The following is a 26,220-nucleotide window of genomic DNA, read 5'->3' as shown; positions in this document are numbered from 1 at the left end:
GGGCGCAGTGTAATCTTAAAACAACAAAATGACCATGTTGAATTTATAGCTCAAGCCGAGGAAACGACAAGGCAAAACAAGCACCATCCAAGTAACTTTCACCAACAGTGACATGTGCTTGGTGACGGTCACACACCTGTTTAACAATAGCTAACCCTAAACCATGGCCCGTTTTCCCCTTGTTCCTCGCTGCATTAGCGCTGTAAAAAGGATCAAACAAAAAAGGCCAATGCTCCGCTTCAACGCCTTTGCCGTCATCATGAACCTCAATAACAAATTCATTATCGGTATACCATAACTCAATAACGATCTTAGTATCAGCAAACTTAAACGCATTCCTTACGATGTTATCCACCGCCCTATTGAATAATTTTAGATCGACATAAAAAGAGGCTGGAATTTTTAATGGCACCTTAATGAGATCGAGGGTTGTCTCTTTCTCCCAGATACTAAAACGCTCGTTTAGCCATTCATTAGCATCAATAGGTTGCTTAAGTAACTCAAAACCTCCCCTTTCCAAGCGGGCGTAATACAACAACTCATCGACCATATCTTCCATTTCTTCAGTATCCGCAAGAATACGAGCTATAGCCTTAGACTGCTGCTTCGTTGGCTCCAAATCACTCAACAACTCAGCTTGCCATTGAATCCGGAATATAGGGGTTCTTAGTTCATGTGCTACCGCGTTGGTCAAAGACTTATTACTATTGATTAAATCTCTTATCTTGTCTGCCATGACATTAAAGCTGCGGTTCAACGTCCCCAATTTTATGCTGTTCTTCTCAGATGCTCGCTCTAATAGTTCACCATGAGAAAAAGCTACTGTCGCCATTTCAAGGTTGTTTAATCGGCGCTTTATTCTCCAAACTAAAAACAGGCCACTAAACGCAAAACCAGTTATGGCAAAAACCCAAATAAGCCGGTTTTCAAACTTGATTTGCTTCCTCAGATAAGAATCTTTGTTCTTAGATAACTCATATAACTCATCACTTCCAACCAACCTCAACCAAAGGAAGTATTCGTCATGGTAGTAGACATTTCGGCCTTGTTGCTGAAACGCTTTTCTCACTAATTCTGGAGCGTTATCAAATGGGATGATTCGCAGGTTTTGCCGAGTCTTATTTGCAAAACTTTTTAATAGATTCTGCGTTTCAAGCAAACCTTTTTCGCGGTAAACCACATCAATCAATTCTTGATAAGCTTCTGCTTCATGGTCTCGTAATATGTATTCGTAGTCAGTGCTTAACTTGTAAACAATAAAAGCATAGGAATATATACTCACTAAGAAGATAACAGTCAGTCCCGCTAGATATTCAAAATAGATACGTCGCATGTTATTTATCAGCTACCGTTACCAACGTTCTGGTACGAACAAGTAGCCTTTGCCTCTTACAGTGATGATCTTTTTAGGTGGGACAGTTATGTCGTTAAGCTTTTTACGTAAGATTACGATTTTGTTATCGATAAAACGATCAATGCCATCGTAATCTACCCCTCTCAATTCTTGAGTAAGAAAATTACGTGATAGCACTTGCTCCGGAGAAGAAGCTAATAACCAAAGCAATTCAAATTCACTCTCCGCTATCGATATGTCTTGTCCAATATGCGTACAAACTTTGGTAACACGATTTAAACTTAACTTACCAAAAACCAATTCATTCTTACTCACTTCAGCACTTACAGAACTTTCAGGGATACGACGTAAAAGCATCCTCACTCTCGCCAGTAACACTCTTTGACGAATGGGTTTACTAATAAAGTCATCGGCGCCAGTTTCTAAAGCGGCTACATGATCGAAATCATCATCGCTCGCCGTAAGAATCAGTATTTTTCCATTAAACTGACTTCGCACTTGTCGGCAAATAGTCAGTCCATCAACTTCTGGCAACATGAGATCAAGTAGAACAATATCGGGCTGAATAGTTAAAATTTGCTCACACGCTAATGCTCCATCAGAAATAGTGACGACTTCAAAAGATTGGCTTTCAAAGTATTCCTGTAACATCTCTCTTAAGATGGGATCGTCTTCTACGATCACGAGTTTCGGGTTGGTCATAAATCCTTTTCACCATGCCTTCTGCTAGCTTGCGAACCGCTTCTTTATATCAAAATTCAGCACATTCTTTTTACATAGCTTCTATTTATAAAAATAACAAAAACATCTATATAACATATAAATAAAAGGTAATGCAGCTAAAAATATATTAAATACTCTTAATTTTATACTCAAAAAAACCGATTACCTTAATAAGGTAATCGGTTCGATTTGCGAGTTTATCTAAGCGTTGCCTGTTTAGTCATCGAAAATGGGGAACTGTTCAAATGCGCGACGATAGTTTGTGTATTCGTTAGAGCTCCAAAGTCTTAACTCTTCAGGATCATAGTTATACACTTCTTTATGAGCAGCATTCGTCGAACTGGTGTTGTTATCCGCTATCTGGTTACCAAAGATTTGCGCCAAATCGAATATACGGTCGTGCTCTTCATCTTCAAATTTACCAATCGAACTATTTTGTACTGTTTGCAAGCTTGACTGAGGGTTACACTTACGTTTCATATGATCTTCGGTCGACTCGCCATCGACTTTAAATCGTAAACATTTCTCACCATCTTCGTCATATTCTTCAAATTGGTTATCAAACATAGTCCAACGCGCGAATCCTGTAGTATCTCGAAGAGCGACTAGAGCCTGCTTATCACCGACCGCAATAATACGTGCTTCGTTACGATCTCGAGTATTCTTAAACACAGAAAGTGCATTACGAACTCGATATGGCAAACCATTCAATTTATCGACTCGTGCTTTTTGGTCTTCTTTATACAAAGCGCGTGAAGCTAAAGCATTTGCAAGTGTATTACGTGAATTCAACGAATAATTTGTCCCTTTCCAAGTAAAGTTAATCCCATCTTCGTCGGCATAACTACTATTCGCATAGTTGATGTGGATAGAGTCGCTAAACCCAGATACAGAATCACTCAAACCATACTCATTTGCTCGATTGTATTTGTTTAAGTTCTTCAGAAGCGTACCGAAATACGGCACCTTAGTATCTTGTCTAGCTCCATCAGTCCAATACACAAATGCTTCATTACCGCCCATTGAGAAGTAGCGCTTCATTGGCCATAGGTATGAAGGTGTCGCCTCAATTGTTTCGGTAATGTCTTGCTTGTACTTTAGAACTGTCTCTACGTAATCTCCATTCCCATCAACAAAAATAGCTTGGCGAGCTTCAGCTCTACCCGTTAAATCGGATAGATACGTATACAAATGTGAAATTTTGTCTGACATATCAACCAACGCTAAGCTCGAATTCTCTGTTGATTTGAAAGGTGTATCACGTTTAACTAACATCTGCGCTGCTAGTAGTTTGTCTGGCCATACGCCTAACAAATCAACAGAAGAAGACGATGTTTGGTAAGGGTTATTCGCTTTTAAGCTAGCCCATACTCTTCCATCTCGAGTTTCAGAACGAATTACGATCTCGTTAGCTTGGCTTGCTAACATCTGAACTAACTCTTCATCGAAACAACTGGTTGGAACATCGCGATTTTGCGACATACCACCTTGATACGTTAACCAAAGATCAGATAATTTGGCGAAACGATAGCGGTTAGGGACTCCATCCACACCACTCAACTCTTCAGTTTCACACACCTTATCAGGTGCAGTTAGCACTTCTAAGAAGAAATCTGCCGCTAAATTAGCTGCATTGTAGGTATCACAAATTGGACGAACACCTGCAGACAAATTTTCTAATGGAATAGTATTACCTCGAAAATCCACGCAGTTGTTTCCCGCTATTTCTTCGAAAACTTGCCCTTTGTTATTCGTTGTATTTGCGCCTAAGTAACGAGCAAACATGAAGTCAATTTCACCAACATTTTCAACGATATCTCGAATTTGTTGGAACTCTCCCATTCGATATAAGAAGTAATTATATTGATGGTACTGTTCAAATCTCTCACGTCCATTTCTTTGGTTAACCGTGTCATAACTATCTTTGTATCGCTGAATTCTAAACTCCGTAGCTTCTTGAAGGCTTGTACCTTCATCAAAACGATCACATAACAAGTTAGTGGTCGTGTGTTCATCCGTACAATAGCGATAGCTCACTAACGAATCTGGAATACCATTTTGACCAGCGTTAGCTCTCAAGTGTGCAATAACACCCGTTGGATAAACCTTATAGTCATTAGATAGCTGACGGTCATACTCAGCCAAAGAATATACTTTACGCTTTTGAGCTCCAGTGGCGTCTACTACAGCGACATCAGCACCTTCGCTATTTGTGTTAACGATGAGCTCATTTGTTTCAACCTGACGAGCATAAGCAAAACGTAAAGCGGCCTTGTCGTACTTACCGAACGTCAGCAGTTCATCAAATATTGATGCACCGTAATCCATGATCGAACTGTAGGCCGCTGGCTTATCAAGGTGCCCAATTTTGCTTTGTGCAAGCTCAGCCTCTGTATAGAAATGGCTTTCATCTGTGGAACCCATAAAGTTATGACGTAAACCAAGGTTATGCCCAAGTTCATGAATCAATGTTGATTTGAACATGTGTTTCGAAATCGCTTGGCTTGCTAACTTCTGCTGATCAATCGTCAGTTCTTCCCACGTTTTCATTTTGCTTTGATCAGCGTCGGCGAAATAGCCACCTTGGGCATAATCTAAGCCCTTCACTAAGCCCTTTGATTGGGTACTTAACCACATCGCATCAACGCTATATACATTCTGCTCAGAGAACCGTTTCAACATATCTTGGCGTTTATAGAATGACTGTAGAGCGAGATCTTGGTTGCTGGTATCGTATTTGAAATCCAAATCAGCTTCAGGAAGTGAATCGACTAAATTATCTTTGGCCACCAAATTAATTTCACGTTCACTCAACGCTGGAACATTGACCGATGGTCCTCGATCTTCCTCGAGCATTTTATTGAACAAATCAATTTCGGTTGGCTCAGCGCTTGATTTCGAAGCATTGCTTTTTTCCACCACAACCGCAGGTTGTACTTTTGCAATTTCTTGGCGGTTGTAGCGTTTCGCAAGGTCATCCCATGTACGACGACTTGCCGAGCGAATGACACCTAGGTATTGGTTAACATGCGCATGAATAATTTCGCCCGTTAATGGGTTAGTGGCCGATGGGCCATAACCAAGAAGTCCGTTGTCTACCGGATCCGCGATCAAGTTGAACACGTTATAACGTAAGTCACCAGTTTGCACACCCGCTTTCTTATCACTATTAACAATGTTAATGCGAGGAACTCCCGTGCCTTCTAATGATTGATTTACCTCTTTCATAGTATCAAGAGTAAGCTGCAGGTACGCTTCATTGCCATCATCGAAGTAACTGTCGCTTAAGTAGTAATCGATCGACTCTAGATCCGGATTGAATCGGTTAATATAAGAAAAACGAGAACCCTGTACGTTACTCTCACCGGTGTGAGTTTTTACTTCTTTGCTATCGTTGAAGAACCCAAAGTATGCGCTGTCTTGGCCTTGATAATAGATAGGTTCGTAATTTTCACTTGCTAACTTATCGAGCTTAACAAGAGAATAGAAAAAACGTGTTTTGAATGATAAGTCGTTAAGTTCACCACCAAACTGGTATTGATCTTCCGCTTCTGCAGTAAAGGTTCGTTCTACTTCAACGTTAATTACCCCACCCTCAGGATCGTATTCGTATGAAATCAAACGAGGTTCTGCAGACTCCGTAACGTTACTGGAGGTATACCAAGCTCTAATTGTGTCTTGAGATAGCGATTGAATCTCTTCATATTTAGGTACAAAGTGCGTCGCCTGACTCCATGGCACATCTTCATCGGCGTTAATTTCTTCTTTGTTTGTACACTCACCGTAGCTATTTTCAGCACAACGATACTGGCGGAACTCTCCAGGAATCTTAAGTACAGGAGCACGGTTGATTTCCGCATCCCAACGACTTTCATCTGTCGCATTGACCTTATCGCGATCAACTTCTTCGACATAAATACCATTAGTTTCATCAAAACGAAGCGTTACTAACTTTGGATCGCCTTGGAAAAAGCCACGTTGAGTCATAGCATAGCGAGGAGCTTCACCAGTCGACGGCATGTACATCCAAAGTGATTCCGTATCTAGAGATTGAACAGAAATCTCTTCGGTTGGTTTTTCATAGGTGTCATAGGCACGATCTTCGGCCCCACACCCGCTGAGGATTGCGGCAATACTTGCTGCGATAATTGCGTGTTTAAACATAATTTACCTATATTTATAATTATATTACATTTTTATTTCTAACTATCTAATTTCAATGCGAACGGTGCAATATTAGAATTGATAGTTAATCACTGCGTAATAAGTTGTTTTCTTTAAATCGACTAAATCATTAAGAGGATTTGAACCTCTTTCTGGGTTGTAATAACTAATGCCATTAGTCAATCCAGCAGAAATAGAAATACTCTTAGTTATTTGGTAGCCCACCTCTTCCCCATGTAATAGAGTTGGATCAAACGTGCTCCCGTTATAATTCCATGACTGTCTAGGCATTACAAAAATGTTAAAATAGAAGTCTTCTGCAAAAACATAATCAAGAGAAAATTGGCTACTCAATTGGTATTCAATAAGCTGATTACCACCGGCTGTTTTATATTCGTGAAAGTTTTTTCTAAGTAATAACGTATTACTCAATGAAAGCCCTTCAATCCAATTATCGAATGGAGCACTCCACCTGACTTTCAACCTAGTTCCTAACGTTAGATCGTTCCTCCTTGACCATTTGGACGTTGGCAATATTACTCTCACCTCGCCACTCAGTGATGAACCATCAGTTGGTTTGAATAATCCATTGCGCCCCCATGAGATGGACGTATCATTCCAGAACTGTCCCCTAGTCCCATATTCATCACCGTCGGACAAGTGGTAACCTGACGCCACTACTTGGAGTCGAGATTTGTCTGAAAACGAATATCGGACAACGCCAGTTGCAGAAGCCGAACGATTTGCTAAAGACGCACTGTCTTCATATCCGTTTCGAGAATAGTCAGCACTAATGTATCCAGACCAAGGGTTTTCATTGTTTTTGGACTCCCACTCATCTTGCAAATTATTTGCTAGGGCGAGCGAAGGCGCCACCAGCATGAACGCTGGCAACATAAGTAGTTTATTCATATTTTCCTTCTTGTATTACACTTCCGTATTATATCTACATTTTCTTTTTCCAGTTTTAAGCCTGTTTAACTAACCTCGTTGTTTTTATTTTGTTCCTTTGAGATGGATGCGTTATTGGAATCGACGCCAATAGAGTTTTTGTATATTCTTCTTTTGGGTTTTTATAAACGTCTTCCACACTTCCAAACTCAATTATTTTACCTTTTTTCATTACGACCACATTATCTGAAATGTGCTTAACGACAGAGAGATCATGTGAAATAAAAATAATGGAAAGGTTCATCTCTTTTTGTATTTTTAGTAATAAGTTCAATATCTGTGCTTGCACAGAAACATCTAATGCCGATACTGACTCATCGCAAATCAATAACTTTGGCTTTAATGCTATTGCTCTTGCTATGCCTATACGCTGCCTTTGCCCTCCAGAAAACTCGTGCGGATAACGGGTTACGGCGAAGTGAGGTAATCCGATCTTATCGAGTAGCTCTAAAACCCATTGCTTTCGGTCTTTCTTTGAACCAATCCCATGAATAATAAAAGGTTCTTCAAGTATGCCGCCTACTGTATGCCTCTGATTCAATGATTCTAGAGGATCCTGAAATACAATCTGCATATCTCGACGAAGTGGACGCATTCTTTTTGTACTGTAATGGGTGATGTCTTCGCCTTCGAAAAAGATCTTCCCAGCGGATGGCTCATACAGTTTGAGTAATGTTCTACCAAGCGTACTTTTTCCACAGCCAGACTCTCCAACCAGACCTAACGTCTCACCTTGCTTCACTGAGAATGAAACACCGTCAACAGCCTTGATTACATAACCTTTCTTAAATAGGTTCTTACCTGATAGAAAATGCTGTTTTAGCCCTTCAATTCTAATGACTTCTGACATAATCAATTCCCCTTGTATTCTGGGAATTCATTCAAATCAATTGGGTTGATTTGAATGGTTTGTTTCGGCTCGACATTGAGATCTGGAATTAAGCTCAAGAGTCTTTTTGTATACGGATGTTGTGGGTGATCGAAAAGTTCGAAAATTTCTGCATGCTCAACAATACGTCCGTCATACATCACAGCGACTTCATCGCAAATTTCCGCAACAACACCTAGATCATGAGTGATAAAGATCACTGCCATCCCGGTCTCTTCTTGAAGCTCTCTTATCAGTTCCAAAATTGATGCTTGAACCGTTACATCTAATGCAGTCGTCGGCTCATCGCATATCAAGATGTCAGGCTTACATGCAAGAGCTATTGCAATCATTACCCTTTGTCGCATCCCCCCTGACAGGCTATGAGGGTATTCTTTAAAACGTAGTTTCGGCATTGGAATTTCAACTTTCTCAAGCAAACCAATTCCGTACTCTATCTTTTCAGACTTAGACATCTGGTTATGGTGCAAATCCAGAACCTCGACAATCTGCTTGCCAATTGTCTGAACAGGGTTCAAGGCAGTCATAGGGTCTTGGAAAATGATTGAGATACGGTTCCCACGCATCTTATGCATCTCATGTTCAGGTACCTCTGTAAGGTCTGTATCACGATAAATTATTTTTCCAGCCGTGACCTTTCCATAAGGCTTAGGAAGTAGTCCCATAATAGACATGGAAGTTACGCTCTTCCCACTGCCCGATTCCCCAACCAAACCGAGTGTTTGGCCTGATTTCACGTCAAAGGACACACCTTTCAGTATCTTGACAATGCCTTCATCAGTACTGAACTCTGCTTCTAAGTCACGAACTTTTAGTACAATATTTTGGTTCATTCCACGGTCATCCTTAGAGCTTATATCTGTCATCAATGATGGTGATGGGTGGATATGCTTTACCTTCTTTAGAAGCCAACTGAGTTTCTTCTTTTAGGTCTGTATCAATCCAGAAATTACTGGTATCTAAAATATTAAACATGGCGCCAGTCTTCTTCGTCATTGGGTTCTTTGGGAACTTAATCCAACGCCAGTAGGCATCTCGTGTATAAGGCACCATATAGCCAGGCACAATGACATACGCATCTTTTATTTTTCTTTGGATGTTCTGAGATAGCTGCTGTTTCCTTTCCATATCAAACTCAGAAATAAACGCCTCAATTTTCTGATCTAGCTCTGGTGAACTGAAATTTGTATGATTATTAGTTTGAGGACGGTTGGCATTTGTCGAGTGAAAGTACTCTTTGTAAGCTGGTATCTCCCCTCCGCCCATATTAAGAAAAGCAAGCTGGTGTTTTTTCTCGAGAATAAATTTGAATGCAGCAGAACCATCAACAAGGTTTAAGTTGAGCTCTAGACCAGCTAACTTCGCTTGCTCTTTTAGATAGGCAACTCTTGGTGTCCAAATGTTGTAGCCATATGTGATTTTGAAACTCAAACGAACCCCACTGGCATTCATACGAATACCATCAGAACCGATACTATCGAAACCTGCAGATTCGAAATAACCAATCGCCAGTTCAGGTCTAAACGGTGGAGCCTCTACACCCTCTAAATCGTATTTACCGTGTCCAAATCCCATAGCATGAGGTTTTCTGGAGTAATCGCCTCGCAACACGTTTTTGATCATGCCATCAAAGTCAGTAGCGTAAGTAATGCCTTTTCGAACATTAATGTTGTTCAGCAGTGGCATGGATGTATTTATCCATAAACCGCCAGCGCCTTGTGGCCTTTGATTGAAGCCCCAGAATTTTTGGATAAAACCATGGCTAAAAGGTTCTGAGCTGGTTTTCTCATGCCACAGTTGAGGCTGTACCATCGCAAACGTGTCTAACTTTCCCTTTTCAAAGTGCTTACGTGCAATATCACTATCACGAATTACCTTGATGCGAAGTTTTTCCACGTTAAATCGGTTTTGATAGTATTTATTTCCGTACCCCCACCAGCTATCACCAACATGTGAAAAAGTAATGCTGCGGCCTTTATTTACTTTCGATATGTAATAAGGCGACGTTGTAGGCTCTGACTTGAAGTTGTATTTACGAACAAAATTATCATCCATGCCATCCTTATTCCCATCGTTAATATCAACAAAATGATGCTTAGGACGAGGCTGTACTCCGTGACTCGGCATATTGATAAGAGCCATAAGTTCATCATTACTTTTAGGCTCGGCCATCGTAATACTGATCGTATAGTCGTCGAATTTTTCAACGGCCTTGATGCTGTTGCGGAAAAAGTCGTTATACCAAGGATCAATAATGTCTTTCGAACGGTAATACGTCAGCATAAATAGATAGTCGTCAGCCGTTACGCTCTCTCCGTCAGACCATTTCGCATCAGGATTCAGTTTGAAATAAACTGTCTTGTGATCATCCCCAAATGCCCATTCATTCGCCAGTTGAGGGATCCAGCGGTCTGTATTTGGATGTCGTTGCGACAATTTAGGTGTGCCATCCATTAAATAGAAACGAATGCCAGAGTTCGCGTCAGGGCCAACTGAACGCAGTGTTTGTGGAAAGCTAGGCATATAGCTGCGTAGTGTGCCTCCGCGCTTAGCTTCATCAGACGCAAATACTGGATCAACCCAGTTACTATGCCATTCCAAATTGTCTGGTGTTTGCTGTGCTTGAGCTAGAAAACTCAACAACAAAGCGAATAGTCCATATCTGTACATCATCACTTCCTAGTGCTTATCTATAAACTGTGTATTTTTTTGGATCAAAGGCTGTTCTTATCGCTTCACCAATGAATGTAACCATAACCAACACACCGACAATTGCGGTCACAACAGAACCAACAATCCATGGGGAATCTAAGTTTGACTTACCTTGCTGAAGAAGCTCCCCCCAGCTAGGGGTAGGTGGAATAAGACCTAAACCTAAATAATCCAATGCGGTAAGAGCTGTAATGTTTGCAGCAATAGTGAAAGGCGCCAGAGTGACGATCATCACCATCGTGTTGGGTAAAATATGGTGAAAGATGATCCTTGCTGTTGATGCTCCTAAAGCCTTTGCTGCTAAGACATACTCTCGGGCCGATTCTCTGTAGGTCATCGTCCGCATATACCAAGTAATACCCATCCATCCAAAAGTCACATTAATCAATACGAAAAGCATAAACGTTGGTTGCGCTATCGAAACCAAAATCATGATCACGTAAAGGAACGGCACCATTGACCAAGTCTCAATGATTCTTTGAACAATCAGATCAAACTTGCCACCAAAGAAACCCATTGCACAGCCCACTGTTACACCAATGCTGTATGCAATGATCATTGTTATCAGAGCAAATCCCATTGCAGTTCTGAATCCGTAAACCAGTCTGGCTAAAATATCCCGCCCGATTACGTCAGTGCCCAAATAGTGCTTTGAGTAGGCACTTGGAGCATGTGGTGGATATTCGCCGGAGAAGTCTTGTTCATAAGGATTCCAAGGCACTAAAGGTAGAATCGCAAAGTCGCCATTGTTTTTATCTTTAAGCGCTAATTGAAGCAGTCGATAGTTTGCCTCTCCCGAAGACTCCAAACCAAATGTCTTACCTGAGTAAACATCAGATACAATGGGAAAGTAATATTCCCCCTGATAACGCACCACCAAAGCCTTACTGTTGATCAACGCTTCAGCAAAAAGAGACAGTAACAACATTACAGATAGAATTATCAGCGACCAGTATCCACGCTTTATTTGTTTGAATCGCTTGATCTGCTTTAGCGTCAGCGGATTTAATTTAATCATCATCAAGCTCCAAACTTCACTCTAGGATCAACCAATGCAACGCAGACATCAGACAAGATATTGCCAAGCAGCAATATGCAAGCGTTGATTGCAACAATACCCATAACCACTGGGTAGTCTCTTTCTACAATTGATTCATAACCAAGCAGGCCTATGCCATTAATATCGAAAATGACCTCAATTAAGAAAGAGCCCGTCATAAAGAAAAGAAGAGAGTTGCCAAAGTGGCTAGCGATTGGAATTAAACTATTGCGTAGTGCGTGTTTACGAATCGCCTCTCTGAAAGGCAAACCTTTAGCGATAGCGGTGCGAATGTAATCTGACGATAAGTTTTCCATCAAATTATTCTTCATGGTCATGGTTAACGTCGCAAAGTCACCTATCAGGTAACAAAGCAAAGGTAAGACCGCATGCCACAAAATATCAGTAATTTGCTCTGAGAAAGTATTGAAGTCGTCGAAGTCATCATCAACAAAGCCCCCCATTGGGAACCACTCTAGGTGATAACTGAAAAACGTAATAAGAAGCACGCCGACTACATATCCCGGTAAGGCATAGCCGACAAAAATCATGATTGATGAAACAGAATCAAAAACGCTGCCGTGCTTCATCGCCTTAAAATAACCAAGAGGAATCGAGATAAAATAACTAATAAAAAAGGTAACACCACCATACATAACAGAGACTGGCAGGCGCTCAAAAATCATGTCACTGACAGGTTCGTAGTAGCGTGTCGACTCGCCTAGATCAAAATGAACAAGTCGAACTAACCATTCGAAATACGCTTCCGTTACCGGTTTATCTAGTCCATAAAATTTATTTAGATCAGCAAGCTGATCTTCAGACAGAGCTGAGTTTTGGCCAACGAGACTAGACGCGCCACCACCGTCCCCTTGAGGCTGCATGTTTGCAAGCATCCTCTCAACAGGGCCCCCAGGGACAAATCGCGTAATCGCGAATATCAAAATCGTAATACCAAGAAACGTAGGTACAACTAAAGCAAAACGTTTCAGTAAATATGCAATCATCCTAACTAGCCAAATTCCATTTAAAGCAATATTTCATCAATTTAATCAATAAAATAAAGTAGTCAAATGGTTACATTTACCTACATTAGCTTACAATTCCATTTAATTTTAACCAGTTCAATTAACAAACTTTACCCTTTAAAATCATAATCTTAAATTAGATATCAATAATAAATTTAGAATTAGAAGGTGTGGTTAATATTTGTTTGTAACTTAGAAAGTGAACCGCTTAGACAATTCAAACATGTTTGTAAGCCGCATTGATATGGTGACAAATCGAAATCAAATGCAAAAAATCGCCACTGTGAAACAGAAGCGATTTATTGGTCTAATGAGAGAGGAGCTAATCTATGAGTAATGTACTAGCTACACACCACCAACATTGGAAAGACTCACAAGTTGCTTGGTGTATTCATGCTGCGGATTACCAAACAGAGTCTCAGTGTCACCCTTCTCTATTACCTCACCAGCTTTCATCACAATGGTGTAATGACATAAGGATTTCACTACATTCAGATCATGACTGATAAACAAATAGGTCAGGCCATACTTTTCTTGAAGTGACTTCAGCAAATCCAGTACTTGAGCTTGAACGGTTCTGTCCAATGACGATGTTGGCTCATCAAGCAAGATAAACTCTGGCTTTAAAATCAAAGCACGAGCAATCGCAATACGCTGCCTTTGACCGCCAGAAAACTCATTTGGATAACGGTGGCGCGTTTCAGGGTCGAGATCGACCTCTTTCATTACGTCACAGATGCGTTGGTCGAGTTCATTCTCATCCAATTGTTGATGCACTAACAAACCCTCACCAATCACTTGAGCAACCGACATTCTTGGATTCAACGCAGAGAATGGGTCTTGAAAGACCACTTGCATACGGCTTCTAAACGGCAGCATTTGTTTTCGGTCTAAACCTTGAAGCTGTTCACTCGAATAGGTAATTGATCCTTCACTATCCACCAGCTTAAGTATCGCCATACCGGTTGTTGATTTACCAGAACCACTTTCGCCAACTAAACCGATTGAGTGTCCTTTCTTCAAAGTGAACTCCATGTCGGTGACGGCTTTAACATGAGAAATGGTGCGCTTGAATAAACCACCCGTGATCGGGAACCAAACACGAAGTTGATTTACATCGAGTAGCGGTTTGCTTTCGGGTGACACAGGGACAGGCAAGCCTTTCGGGTCAGAGTTGATAAGCTTTTGCGTATAAGGGTGAGCTGGCGCATTAAAAAGTGTTTTACAGTCATTGCTTTCAACCAAGCGACCATCTTTCATTACCGCTACTCTGTCGGCAATTTTACGAACGATACTCAAGTCATGAGTAATGAAAAGCATCGCCATACCGAGTTCTTGTTGCAGGTCTTTTAACAGGTCGAGGATCTGCGCTTGTACTGATACATCCAAAGCCGTAGTGGGCTCATCAGCGATAAGCAGCTCAGGTTCGTTAATCAGCGCCATCGCGATCATCACGCGTTGGCGTTCTCCACCAGATAGCTCGTGCGGATAGGCTGAAATCTTTTGCTCTGGGTAGCGAATACCCACCTTGGAAAGCCACTCTATCGCCAAGGCTTGCGCTTTGTTGGTTCGCATTCCTCGGTGAATAGAAAGAGTTTCAACCAGCTGCTTACCGACTCTATGAAGTGGGTTCAACGACACCATAGGCTCTTGGAAGATCATGCCGATGCGGCCACCACGAATCCCTCGCAATTGCCTTTCAGAACAACTCAGAATGTCGGTACCAGAGAAATTGATCTTACCATTCAAGTAGTGTGACGAGCCTTTAGGCAGCAGTTTCAATACTGAATTAGCCGTAACCGATTTGCCTGAACCACTCTCGCCCACCAGCGCTAATGTCTCACCTTTGTATATTTCTAAAGAGACATCTTGCGTCACTTGTTCTATCGAGTCTTTACGCCCAAACCCTACCGACAATTTATCAATGGTCAGAACTGGAGATTCATTAGCAGCCTCTGCTGTTAACCCTGAAGTAGGAACTGTATTTGAAGTCATAACCTATCCTTACTTCTGTTGATGTGGGTCGAAAGCATCACGCACCGCTTCACCAACGAAGACCAGTAACGTCAGCATCAGTGAAAGCACAACGAAGGCAGAGATGCCAAGCCAAGGCGCTTGTAAGTTAGCTTTACCTTGCGCCAACAGCTCACCCAATGAAGGTGAACCCGCAGGAAGACCAAAACCTAAGAAATCTAACGACGTTAATGTGGTGACCGAGCCTGAAAGGATAAACGGCATCATGGTTAACGATGCAACCATCGCGTTGGGTAGCATGTGACGAAGCATAATACGTTTGTCATCAACACCCATCGCTTGCGCGGCTCTTACATAATCAAAATTTCGGCAGCGCAAGAATTCAGCTCGGACAATCCCAACTAAACTCATCCAACTGAAGAGCACCATTATTCCGAGCAGCCACCAGAAGTTTGGCTCGATAAAACTCGACAGAATGATCAACAAGAACAGGGTCGGCATGCCCGACCAAACTTCAATGAAGCGCTGACCAAACAGATCAACCCAACCACCGTAGTAACCTTGTGTCGCCCCGACTACGACGCCGACCACGCTCGATACAATCGTCAGAATAAAACCAAATAGAACGGAAATACGGAACCCATAAATGATGCGAGCTAGCACATCGCGCCCTTTATCATCGGTTCCTAGCCGGTTCACTGAATCTGGCTCCGATGGCACCGCGCCTGAAATATCGAAGTTTATCGTATCGTAGCTAAAAGGAATGATTGGCCACACGATGTAACCGTTGTCTTCAATGAGTTCGATAACATACGGGTCTTTGTAGTCGGCTTCTGTTTCAAACTCGCCGCCAAACTCGGTCTCTGCATACTCATTAATGACAGGCACAAACCACTGATTATCATAAGAAACCAATAAAGGCTTATCGTTGGCGATGATCTCAGCGAACAGGCTCAGTCCAAACAAAATAGTAAATATCCAAAGGGAGATAAAACCACGCTTGTTTGCTTTAAAACGTAACCAACGAGCTTCAGCTAAAGGGTTGTTAAACATTTATTATCAATACCTTTTTATTCATTCGACATTAACGCGCTTCAAAATCAATTCGAGGATCAACCCAGGTATACGTCAGGTCGGAGATAATGCTCAGCACCAAGCCTAGCAAGGTCATGATATAGAGAGAGCTGAACACCACTGGGTAATCTCGCTGAATGGTCGACTCAAAGCCAAGCAGACCGATGCCTTCGAGTGAAAACATCACTTCAATCAGCATAGAACCCGTGAAGAAAATACTAATAAATGCACTCGGGAAACCCGCAATAATGATCAACATGGCATTACGAAAAACGTGCTTGTAGAGAATGCTGCTCTCGTCCAAACCTTTCGCTCGCGCGGTCACCACATATTGCTTGTTGATTTCATCAAGGAAGGAGTTTTTGGTCAGCATACTCAGTGTTGCAAAGCCACCGATAACCATGGCAAAAATAGGCAAAGCTAAGTGCCAAAAATAGTCGCCTATTTGCTGATACCAGTTAAGTTGGTCGAAATTACTCGACACGAGTCCACGTAACGGGAACCAACTGAAGTAGTTACCACTCGCAAACAAAATAATCAGGATGATCGCAAACAAGAAGCCCGGCACCGCATAACCAACAATCACCACCGCACTCGACCAAATATCAAACCGAGAGCCGTGATGTATCGCCTTCATGATGCCCAAGGGTATCGAGATCACGTAGATGATTAAGGTACTCCATAACCCCAAGGAAATGGAAACCGGCAGTCGCTCGATGATGAGATCAATAACGTTGCCGCCCTTAAACAGGCTTTCACCGAAGTTAAAGGTCGCGTAGTTTTTCAACATGTCGAAGTAGCGAACGTGGATCGGCTTATCAAAACCAAACTGCTTTTTGATCTCTTCAACCACTTCAGGATCAAGCCCGCGTGAGCCTTTATAACCACTGGCAGACGCTTGATCACTTTCGCTTAAATCAACTTCCTGTCCACCACCAGAAAAGCGCTCCATGATGCCAGAGTTATGCCCTTCTAATTGAGCAACTGCTTGTTCTACCGGGCCTCCAGGCGCAATCTGGATGATGAAAAAGTTGATGGTGATGATCGCCCACAGCGTGGGGATCACCAACAATAAACGTCGAAATATATACGCGGCCATGCTAACTAACTCCTAGCGACGTTTTTCAGGAAGCAATGCCGCCTTCTCTTCTGAAATCCACCATGTATCGATACCTAAATCGTATTTAGGCAATACATCTGGACGCTCAAACTTGTCCCACATTGCTACGCGATACTCTCCAACGTGCCATTGCGGGATGTTGTAGAAATTCCACTGCAATACTCGATCTAGTGAACGACCTAGAGTAAGAAGCTTTTCAGGATGCTGTTGGTTACGCGCAATTTCTTCTGTTAACGCGTCAACCACTGGATCGATAACACCTGCAGTATTGTAAGTAGAATCAATGTAGTTAGAGTTCCAAACGATCATTAAGTTCGGGCTAGGATAAGGGTTTGCGGAAAATGACGACGAAACCATATCGAAATCACGATCACGCAAGCGCTTGATGTACTGAGTCGTATCGATGGTACGGATCTTCATCTCAATACCCATGCGCTTAAGGTTCTTTTGAACCGGCGTTGCGATACGTTCCGTAGTTGGGCTGTAAATCAGCAACTCAAATGACATCGGCTTGCCCGTCTTTTCGTTGGTCATTACTTTGTCTTTCAGCACCCAACCCGCTTCTTTCAACAATTTGAAAGCGGTACGCATCTGGCTACGAATACGACCGCTGCCATCGGTAACGGGTGGTTGGAATTCTTCGGTGAAAACTCGCGGTGGAATCTGATCTTTGTATTGAGACAACAACTCGACTTCAGCTTCGCTTGGTAAGCCTTTCGCTTCATAGTCTGTGTTTTGGAAGTAGCTACGGGTACGTTTGTACTGACCATAGAACATGTTCTTGTTCATCCACTCAAAGTCCATCGCGTACGTTAACGCTTCACGTACCTTAGGATCAGAAAACACAGGAGATTGAATGTTGAAGACGAAACCTTGTGTTGTTTCAGGCTTCTCGTGGTTGATCTCTTCTTTAATGATGTAGCCTTTATCGAAGTTCGCGCCCGTATAAGAGTTGGCCCAGAACTTAGCCGAGTTCTCGGTTCGAAGATCGAACTCCCCTGCTTTGAAGGCTTCCAGCATTACCGTGTCGTCACGGTAGTAATCGTATTGCACCTGCTTGAAGTTATTACGGCCAACGTTAGCTGGTAAGTCTGCTGCCCAGTAATTTTCATCTAGACCATAGGTAACACTTTGGCCTGATTTGTAGCTGATGATCTTATAGGGACCACTACCGACTGGTGGCTCACTTAGAGGCTCAGACAGCTTTCTGTCTTTCCAGAAATGTTTCGGCAATACACGAGTGCTTTGCGCGAAGCTGAACAGTTTTTCGCGGTTTGGACTGTTCATTTCAATACGAACAACCAAATCAGAGACCGCTTTTACTGACTTAATCTCTTTGTAATACACACGATATTGAGGCACGCCCTCGGTTGAGAACTTGTCAAAAGTGAAGGCAACATCATGCGCGGTGATTGGCTCGCCATCTTGGAATTTAGCATTTGGGTTGATGTCGATTTCCATCCACGTGAAATCACTGGCGTAGCGAACCTTTGAAGCGATCAATGGATAGTACGCATCAATCTCGTCACTCGGAGAAAACATCAAGGTATCGTAAATCTCTCCGGTGTAACTTGCAGCAACGCCGCGGGAACCGAATCGATTAAAGCTATCGTAGGTACCTATGCTGCCATAGGTCACTTTGCCCTGCTTTGGCGCATCAGGATTAACGTAATCGAAGTGAGTAAAATCGGCTGGATATTTTGCTTCACCAAAACCAACCAGTTGTGTGGTTTCAATAACGGTGACAGCAGGAGTTGATTGGGTTTCAGAAGCGTAAGTAACGGAGGGTTGTAAAGCAATAAGCGGCAACATGATTGCACAGGACTTTAAATTAGACCTGAAAAACTGAGTGCGCTGCGAGGCTTTGCGTCGAAAAACTGTTCCCATTTGACTCTCCCTTCAAATGTCATGAATTCGATATTCAAGTTAATTAATCGGCTTTGAATGCATGCCGTTAAATCAAGTATAGGTTCAAATCTAACATCATGTAATAACTAATAAAACCATCAGCACTCCATCTCTGACGGTTTATTTACAAATTGCTCGGTTCAGTCTAAAGAATAAAACACGCTAGCACCGAAGCTGGACCAGTGACTAGCGCGAAGTATAGTGAAGTGGGTATTAACTATTGAACGTGGTATTAACTACTGTACGCGATACGCATCAAAGATGAGTTGACCAATTTCATTTATCACAGTGTCACGCTCTTGAATGGTTAACTCGGTTTCTGTAAGAGAGATACTGATGATTAACGGAGCGCGAGTTTCACTCCACACGATAGCCGTGATAGCACGTGAGCCATAAGCGCCCGCTCCAGACCTATCGGCAATATTCCAACCATCCGGCAGAATAGAACGGATCATCCCATCGGAGACTTTATTATCCATCATCCAAGTCTTTAGCTGAGCTTTAGATTCTTCTGATAGCACGTTGCCATACACCAATTCGTTTAACGTTTTTACCATAGTGTTTGGTGTCGTGGTGTCACGCTCATCGCCCGGACGAGCATGATTCAAATCGGGTTCGATATGGTCAAGACGCGTTTCGCGGTCTCCGATTGAACGCAAAAACTCTGTTAACCCGTTAGGCCCATCAATACCAGCTAACACTATATTAGCGGCCGTGTTGTCGCTCATTTCCATGGTTGCAGCACATGCACCTGTGAGTGAGATTTCTTTACCGACAAACGCTTTAGTCATCGGAGACCAAGCAATAAGCTCATCAGATTTAACCCCAACCTTAGATTCTAAATCTAACCCTTCATTTTCAAAGTCATAGAGAAGATTTGCACAAGCTAGGGTTTTAAAGGTACTCATCATCGGAAAGCGTTCGTCGCCCTTATAACTCCATGTTTGCTTAGTTGCAGAATCATAAACAGCAATACCAATGCGTGCCGATACACGAGATTCAATTTGCTCAATAGATTGAGGTTCTAAGGAATGACTCAACGATGACGTAGAAAAGAAAACGCTCAACAACACAAGAGCGAGAGAAGTATATTTTTTCATTGTGAAACCATAAAAAAACGATCGATTGATCGTATATAAAATTAAACTCGACACCTAAAGAGCATCGAATTGAGAGAATCTGAGCAGAAAGCGACAACCTTCGCTAGATCAAATGAAAATAACTAACTAAATCCGAACAATATCTCAGTATTTTAGATATCCTTAAAAGAGTGATTTCAATAGGATTCAACCTTGAACAAACCAAACCAAATAACATTCGCAACGTTCAACCTTTTGAACTACCTCGAGCCACCGAATGCTTATTATGATTTTGAGAACATCTACAGCTTCGAAGAATGGCAGAAGAAGCAACATTGGATGGCTGAAGCGATTAAATCATTAGATTGCGATGTGATTGGCTTTCAGGAGATATTTAGCTCGCATTCTTTAGAGCAATTGATGAAAGAGCTTGGTTACCCGTACTTTGCTGTCGTCGATAGCGCGCATGTTGAAGATGATTACCTGTATACCTCGCCTGTCGTGGGTATCGCCTCTCGCTACCCGATTAAAAAAGTGCAGCCGGTTAAACCCGATTTAGAGTTGCTTTCAGCCTTCAATCTTAGTGACAGTTTCTCATTCAACCGAACGCCAGTACACGCCACAATTACCTTACCCCATTTGGGCTCGACTGATTGTTATGTGGTGCACTTCAAATCGCAACGTCCAACCGAACCCAAAACTGAACCGCTAAAATCCTGTAGCCGCTCAGCAGATAAAAAGCCGCAAAGTGACACGCTGGTTAAGCTTCATCAAGAACAACTTGGTTCTTGGCTATCGAGTGTGCAGCGCGGTCTAGAAGCTCAGATGCTGCATCAATACATCACCAATCAGCGCTATCAAACCGATCAGCCAGTTGTGTTAATGGGTGACTTTAACAAACCACTGTTTCACGATGAGTTCAAAGGACTGTTGAGCTATTCGTTGAACCGAGATGAAGCGAGTAGACATTGGTTATCGCACTTCTGCTTAAAAGACAGCTGGGATCTCTATCATCAATTGCATGAAGAAGACTTGCTTGAACAGCGTAAACCAACCCATTACTACGGAGCTTCTGGGTCTGTACTGGATTACATTTTGATGTCGAACGAATTCGATTGTCAGAACTCTTCAAGTTTGATGGAATTGTCTGATTACACCGTGGTCGATCATCACCTCATCAATCCTAGTTTTGAACACGATCAATTCAGTACTGACCATGCCATCGTTGCTGTAACCGCTCATATTCGTGAAGCTTAACTGCCTGATTCAGGTTCGCTTTTAAACAGGCGTCTTACCTAATCCGAACATGTACAAACGCAAGCTGTAACAGACAGAAAAAAACCGCAGTCAAAAACTGCGGCTTTCCACTTTAGCCAAACGGGTTGAGCCAACCGACGCCCCATTTAGAACCGATTTACCGTTTAGCAAGGTGTTAAACTTAGAATGTGTACATTGCGCCTAAGTAAAAAGAGTCCAGAACAACGGTTTCTTCTGTCTTGTGTCCGTTGTCGTTATCTTCGATGTCAAAAGCATCGGCTTCGTACGCTAGGCGAAAGCTCAACGAAGACATTGTAGGTGGTGTGTATTCAACACCAACACCCATACGGATGCCGTCTCCCGTATCATCAAAACCACTTTCTGAAGGGCGAGAGCCGTCTGCAAGCTTCATGTCTAGATCAATAGTCGATAAACCGATAGTACCAAACGGACGAACGCCATTATCAAACGTGTAACCAAGATTAGCCGTTACTGAAAAGATTTGAGGTGTCCAAGTGAAACCATCATTACGACCTGGTGATTTAGCAACAACATCACCAAAGTCCGTGTATTGCGCTTCAATCGCAACGATGCGATTAAATTTGTAACCTGCAATCAAACGATATGTGTTGTCTTCTGCTTCAAAGCTAACGGGTACATTTACAGAATCAAACATGCCACCGTCATCCACACCAGACGTACCGATTGCACCACCTAGGTAGAAACCGCTGTCCGCTGCCATTACGTTGTTTGCTGAAAATACTGACATCATTGCGATGCTTAGAAGAAATTTTTTGTTCATTACGGCTTGACCTTACTTAATGCAAATCAAGATTGTTACGCCTTCCTGTGCTGCACAATCTTGTTAGAGTTATCCGACACCCCGTCGAATTGGCAAGCAGGTTAATCTCACAGAAAACAAAAAAATAAATAAATATATAATCACTTTGTAATCTCATACAACATAATCAGTTATAGCTAAATAACCATCTGAATAATAGACAAATAAAATCTATCTATTTCTTAAAAAAACCTCCCAGCAATTTTCAAACCATCCCATTTTTAGATTTTATTCGTGCAGACTTACGCATGCTTACTTTCAACAGTGACGTTATTTTGCATAATCCGCGCGCTTTATCTGCTATCCCAACCCACTCCTCCACAATGAAGAATGAGAAAGATCGAAAAACAATGAATAACGAAATCCACTTTGGCGACCTAACTCTTAATGTAGATACTCGAAACATCACGAACAAACAGGGGAACAAGATCTATTTACGTCACCACTTGTTTTCCGTGCTTTGTCTACTGTCGAAAAGCGCCGGACAACCCATCCCTAGAAAAGACATCGTGAACGCATGTTGGGGAAACGAAACGGTGCCGACACAAGCACTAACCAATGTCATTTATTGCTTAAGGAATGTTTTTGTTCGCTTGAGAGCATCTAACATCAAAATTGTTACGATTCCTCGATATGGCTATACGTTGTTCGTCATACCCAATACCAATGAAGCTGGATATGTAGCAATAGAAACACCCCTTAAAACCTCCCCTATAGAATCTGTTCAAAATGTTCCGGTGAATAAACTTTAGCTCCCTTTGCCTTAAGTTAACGTTACGTTGCCTTACCTTCTTAATTGCCGATGAAAGTGATTGCGATCACCAAAAAACGCCCCATCGAAACGTTTCGATGATCGTTATCACACTCTAAAACAATCAAACGTGCAAATGATAAATCACACACTATTATCACTATCGAAACGTTTCGATGGCTTTTTCTTGAGTTGTTCTCAACCCATTAAACGTTATTTTTCGATAGGTCGTGATATGAAAAAAAGTACCCTAATAAACTCTGAGCTCTCTTACCTAGTGGCGACTCTTGGCCATACAGATGAAATCACGATTTGTGATGCAGGGTTGCCGATTCCGGATCATGTGACTCGCATAGACCTTGCTTTGACTCACGGTGTTCCAAGTTTTCAGCAGACAGTAAAAACCATGCTGGATGAATCTCAAATTGAAGGCGTTGTCATCGCAGAAGAGTTTGCGAAAGTAAGCCCAGACCATCACGCTGCGCTGATTGATTTGATCAAGACAGAAGAAGCGCGTTGCGGCAAACCGCTTTCGATTACTTACATCACTCATGAAGAATTCAAAGAGCGTACGCATGAAAGCCGCGCGGTGATTCGCACTGGTGAGTGCACACCATACGCAAATGTTATTTTCCAAGCTGGCGTAACGTTTTAGCTCAAGCGAAACGCAAAGACAGTCCAGCGTCATTGCTGAAAAAAGATAGACACAACCAAATACAACTGGCCCCGAGTAAAGGAACCGACATGACTCAAGCCATTTTAGAACTTAGCTCAATTGAGAAAGCCTTCCCTGGTGTGAAAGCACTGGATAAGGCAAGCCTCAACGTTTATCCAGGACGCGTAATGGCGTTAATGGGTGAAAACGGTGCAGGTAAATCCACGCTTATGAAAGTGCTTACGGGTATCTACCACTTGGACAGCGGCACTATCGCTTACCAAGGAAAACCAGCTGCATTTAAAGGACCGCGTGACTCTCAACAAGCAGGCATTAGTATCATTCACCAAGAACTGAACCTAATTCCTGAGTTAACCATCGCCGAGAACATCTTCTTAGGTCGTGAAATCACGGGAACCATGGGTCGCATCTTGTGGAACGAGATGTACCAAGAAGCCGACAAGCTACTTAAACGCCTTAACGTGAAACACAGTTCAAAAACACCTTTAGGTCAGTTGAGCCTTGGTGAGCAACAAATGGTAGAGATCGCAAAAGCCCTATCGTTTGAATCTAAGGTCATCATCATGGATGAACCAACCGATGCGCTCACTGATACCGAAACTGAGTCGCTATTTAAGGTGATTAACGAGCTACGTTCTGAAGGCTGCGGCATTGTTTACATCTCTCACCGTTTGAAAGAGATCTTCGAAATTTGCGATGACATCACCGTGCTTCGTGACGGTAAGTTTATTGGTCAGTGTGAAGTAAAAGACACCGACGAAGATGGCCTAATCGAAATGATGGTTGGCCGTAAGTTGGACGAGCAATATCCACGTATCGGCCAGAGCCACGGTGAAACCTGTCTTGAAGTGATTGGCCTAACGGGTTCTGGTGTCCATGACGTGAGCTTTACTCTGAAGCGCGGCGAAATCCTGGGTGTATCTGGTCTTATGGGTGCTGGCCGAACTGAACTGATGAAAGTGATTTACGGTGCCCTTCCAAGTGAGCGCGGCGTCATCAACCTAGAAAACAAAACCATCAACCCTGTAAGCCCGAAAGATGGCTTGGCCAATGGCATTGCTTACATCTCTGAAGACCGTAAAGGCGATGGCCTTGTGCTAGGACTTTCAGTGAAAGAAAACATGTCGTTATGTGCACTGGATCTGCTGACTAAGAAAGGTCAAATCCAACATAAAGATGAAGTGATTGCAGTTGATGACTTCATCAAGCTGTTCAACATCAAAACCCCGACTCGCGAACAAATAATTGGCAACCTTTCTGGCGGTAATCAACAGAAAGTCGCAATTGCTAAAGGCTTGATGACCAAACCAAAAGTACTGATTCTTGATGAACCCACTCGTGGTGTCGATGTCGGTGCGAAGAAAGAGATTTACCAACTCATTAATAAATTTAAAGCCGACGGCATGAGCATCATTTTGGTCTCGTCTGAAATGCCAGAAGTGTTAGGAATGAGTGACCGCATCATGGTGATGCATGAAGGCCGTGTAAGCGGTGAATTTGATGCTAAAGAAGCAAACCAAGAATTATTACTGGCGTGTGCGGTCGGTAAAAAGATCAACGAGGACGCAGCATGAGTACTAAAACCATGAGCAAAACAACTGAAGCTCCAAAGAAAAAGCCGTTAATCAGCAAAGAGTGGCTGATTGATCAAAAGTCATTGATTGCTTTGATCTTCCTGATTGTTGTCGTTTCTTTCTTAAACCCAAACTTTTTCACCGTCGATAACATCCTCAATATCCTGCGCCAAACTTCGATTAACGCCATTATCGCAGTAGGTATGACACTGGTTATCTTAACCGCGGGTATCGACTTGAGTGTTGGTTCTGTACTTGCACTTTGTGGTGCTTTCGCAGCCAGCATGATTGGCATGGAAATCCCAGTGATGATCGCAGTGCCAACCGCTCTAGTAGCAGGCGCAGCATTGGGTGCGATCAGTGGCGTGATTATCGCCAAGGGTAAGGTTCAAGCCTTCATTGCAACGCTTGTAACAATGACTCTATTGCGCGGCGTAACCATGGTTTACACAGATGGTCGTCCTATCTCGACTGGCTTTACTGACACAGCAGACGCGTTCGCTTGGTTCGGTACAGGCTACGCAATGGGCATCCCAGTTCCAGTATGGATCATGGCCGTGGTATTCGCTGCAGTATGGTACCTACTTAACCACACACGTTTTGGTCGCTACGTTTACGCACTGGGTGGCAACGAATCAGCAACTCGCCTGTCTGGCATCGACGTAGACAAAGTAAAAATCGGCGTTTACGCAATCTGTGGTCTGTTAGCAGCGGTTGCAGGCATCATCGTGGCATCTCGTTTGTCATCAGCTCAGCCTACCGCAGGTATGGGTTATGAGCTAGACGCCATCGCCGCAGTAGTATTGGGTGGAACAAGCTTAGCCGGCGGTCGTGGCCGCATCATGGGCACATTGATTGGTGCTCTGATTATCGGCTTCCTAAACAACGCCCTAAACCTATTAGACGTATCTTCTTACTACCAGATGATTGCAAAAGCAGTGGTTATTCTTCTGGCGGTATTGGTCGACAACAAAAACAAATAAAACCTATTCACACTCTAGGTTAATACAAGTAACACTCTAGTTTAATAAAAGTAACAGTTTGTTTTACCTTAAAATATTAGAATCTATAAATAATGTAACTACGAGCTAGGACTCACCTCCTAG

The 26,220-nt window shown here is 42.6% G+C and carries 20 protein-coding genes; 5 read left to right on the top strand and 15 right to left on the bottom strand.

What is annotated here, in order from left to right; all coding sequences use genetic code 11:
• Nucleotides 1–43 precede the first annotated feature (43 nt).
• From OCU90_RS18835 to bla, 14 genes are all read right to left on the bottom strand, one after another.
• Nucleotides 44–1,333, bottom strand: a complete 1,290-nt coding sequence (locus OCU90_RS18835) for an ATP-binding protein (protein WP_061025691.1) — start codon at nucleotides 1,331–1,333, stop codon at nucleotides 44–46.
• Between the two features lie 18 nt (nucleotides 1,334–1,351).
• Complete coding sequence (locus OCU90_RS18830) at nucleotides 1,352–2,056, bottom strand: response regulator (RefSeq protein ID WP_017092383.1); 705 nt, start codon at nucleotides 2,054–2,056, stop codon at nucleotides 1,352–1,354.
• 237 nt (nucleotides 2,057–2,293) lie between these two features.
• Entirely contained in the window at nucleotides 2,294–6,241 is a 3,948-nt protein-coding gene (locus tag OCU90_RS18825; RefSeq protein WP_061025692.1) for a zinc-dependent metalloprotease, read from the bottom strand.
• 72 nt (nucleotides 6,242–6,313) lie between these two features.
• Nucleotides 6,314–7,153, bottom strand: a complete 840-nt coding sequence (locus OCU90_RS18820; protein ID WP_004730379.1) for a hypothetical protein — start codon at nucleotides 7,151–7,153, stop codon at nucleotides 6,314–6,316.
• A gap of 55 nt (nucleotides 7,154–7,208) precedes the next feature.
• Nucleotides 7,209–8,042 (bottom strand): ABC transporter ATP-binding protein, encoded by an 834-nt coding sequence (locus OCU90_RS18815; RefSeq protein ID WP_081090027.1) that lies wholly within the window; start codon nucleotides 8,040–8,042, stop codon nucleotides 7,209–7,211.
• A 2-nt stretch (nucleotides 8,043–8,044) separates the two neighbouring features.
• On the bottom strand, nucleotides 8,045–8,914 hold the full coding sequence (locus OCU90_RS18810; RefSeq protein ID WP_169798679.1) for an ABC transporter ATP-binding protein: 870 nt from the start codon (nucleotides 8,912–8,914) through the stop codon (nucleotides 8,045–8,047).
• Nucleotides 8,915–8,927: 13 nt separating this feature from the next.
• Entirely contained in the window at nucleotides 8,928–10,751 is a 1,824-nt protein-coding gene (locus tag OCU90_RS18805; RefSeq protein ID WP_017089910.1) for an extracellular solute-binding protein, read from the bottom strand.
• Between the two features lie 16 nt (nucleotides 10,752–10,767).
• Nucleotides 10,768–11,811 (bottom strand): ABC transporter permease, encoded by a 1,044-nt coding sequence (locus OCU90_RS18800; protein ID WP_029405077.1) that lies wholly within the window; start codon nucleotides 11,809–11,811, stop codon nucleotides 10,768–10,770.
• Between the two features lie 2 nt (nucleotides 11,812–11,813).
• Nucleotides 11,814–12,839 carry an ABC transporter permease subunit gene (locus OCU90_RS18795; protein ID WP_061025695.1) on the bottom strand — a complete coding sequence of 342 codons (1,026 nt, stop codon included), beginning with the start codon at nucleotides 12,837–12,839 and terminating at the stop codon, nucleotides 11,814–11,816.
• 366 nt (nucleotides 12,840–13,205) lie between these two features.
• Nucleotides 13,206–14,855 (bottom strand): microcin C ABC transporter ATP-binding protein YejF, encoded by a 1,650-nt coding sequence (gene yejF, locus OCU90_RS18790; protein ID WP_061025697.1) that lies wholly within the window; start codon nucleotides 14,853–14,855, stop codon nucleotides 13,206–13,208.
• A gap of 9 nt (nucleotides 14,856–14,864) precedes the next feature.
• On the bottom strand, nucleotides 14,865–15,887 hold the full coding sequence (locus OCU90_RS18785) for an ABC transporter permease (protein WP_061025698.1): 1,023 nt from the start codon (nucleotides 15,885–15,887) through the stop codon (nucleotides 14,865–14,867).
• A gap of 31 nt (nucleotides 15,888–15,918) precedes the next feature.
• Complete coding sequence (locus OCU90_RS18780; RefSeq protein ID WP_004730359.1) at nucleotides 15,919–17,007, bottom strand: microcin C ABC transporter permease YejB; 1,089 nt, start codon at nucleotides 17,005–17,007, stop codon at nucleotides 15,919–15,921.
• Between the two features lie 12 nt (nucleotides 17,008–17,019).
• Complete coding sequence (locus tag OCU90_RS18775; RefSeq protein WP_061025699.1) at nucleotides 17,020–18,915, bottom strand: extracellular solute-binding protein; 1,896 nt, start codon at nucleotides 18,913–18,915, stop codon at nucleotides 17,020–17,022.
• A 257-nt stretch (nucleotides 18,916–19,172) separates the two neighbouring features.
• Nucleotides 19,173–20,036, bottom strand: coding sequence for a class A beta-lactamase (gene bla, locus OCU90_RS18770; RefSeq protein ID WP_061025701.1), 864 nt, complete (start codon nucleotides 20,034–20,036; stop codon nucleotides 19,173–19,175).
• A 192-nt stretch (nucleotides 20,037–20,228) separates the two neighbouring features.
• On the opposite strand from bla, the gene OCU90_RS18765 reads away from it, so the two are divergent.
• Nucleotides 20,229–21,272, top strand: coding sequence for an endonuclease/exonuclease/phosphatase family protein (locus OCU90_RS18765; protein WP_061025702.1), 1,044 nt, complete (start codon nucleotides 20,229–20,231; stop codon nucleotides 21,270–21,272).
• Between the two features lie 181 nt (nucleotides 21,273–21,453).
• Here OCU90_RS18765 and OCU90_RS18760 read toward each other — a convergent pair whose 3' ends face one another.
• Nucleotides 21,454–22,074: a porin family protein gene (locus tag OCU90_RS18760; RefSeq protein WP_017092018.1), complete on the bottom strand. Its 621-nt coding sequence runs from the start codon at nucleotides 22,072–22,074 to the stop codon at nucleotides 21,454–21,456.
• A gap of 389 nt (nucleotides 22,075–22,463) precedes the next feature.
• Here OCU90_RS18760 and OCU90_RS18755 point away from each other — a divergent pair, with 389 nt between their 5' ends.
• The 4 genes from OCU90_RS18755 to rbsC all read left to right on the top strand — a co-directional run bounded on the left by OCU90_RS18755 (nucleotide 22,464) and on the right by rbsC (nucleotide 26,097).
• A complete protein-coding gene (locus OCU90_RS18755; RefSeq protein ID WP_017081200.1) occupies nucleotides 22,464–22,865 on the top strand; it encodes a winged helix-turn-helix domain-containing protein in 402 nt (133 codons plus the stop codon).
• Nucleotides 22,866–23,099: 234 nt separating this feature from the next.
• Entirely contained in the window at nucleotides 23,100–23,519 is a 420-nt protein-coding gene (gene rbsD, locus OCU90_RS18750; protein WP_029405037.1) for a D-ribose pyranase, read from the top strand.
• Nucleotides 23,520–23,608: 89 nt separating this feature from the next.
• Nucleotides 23,609–25,114: a ribose ABC transporter ATP-binding protein RbsA gene (rbsA, locus tag OCU90_RS18745; protein ID WP_004730346.1), complete on the top strand. Its 1,506-nt coding sequence runs from the start codon at nucleotides 23,609–23,611 to the stop codon at nucleotides 25,112–25,114.
• The gene (gene rbsC, locus OCU90_RS18740; protein ID WP_004730344.1) at nucleotides 25,111–26,097 is read left to right on the top strand and encodes a ribose ABC transporter permease; all 987 of its coding nucleotides are present in this window, start codon (nucleotides 25,111–25,113) and stop codon (nucleotides 26,095–26,097) included. Before rbsA ends, rbsC begins: the two co-directional genes overlap by 4 nt.
• Nucleotides 26,098–26,220: the final 123 nt, after the last annotated feature.

This window comes from Vibrio splendidus (assembly GCF_024347615.1).
In the GTDB taxonomy this organism is placed as follows: domain Bacteria; phylum Pseudomonadota; class Gammaproteobacteria; order Enterobacterales; family Vibrionaceae; genus Vibrio; species Vibrio splendidus.
This window is presented reverse-complemented; position numbering and strand designations above follow the sequence as displayed.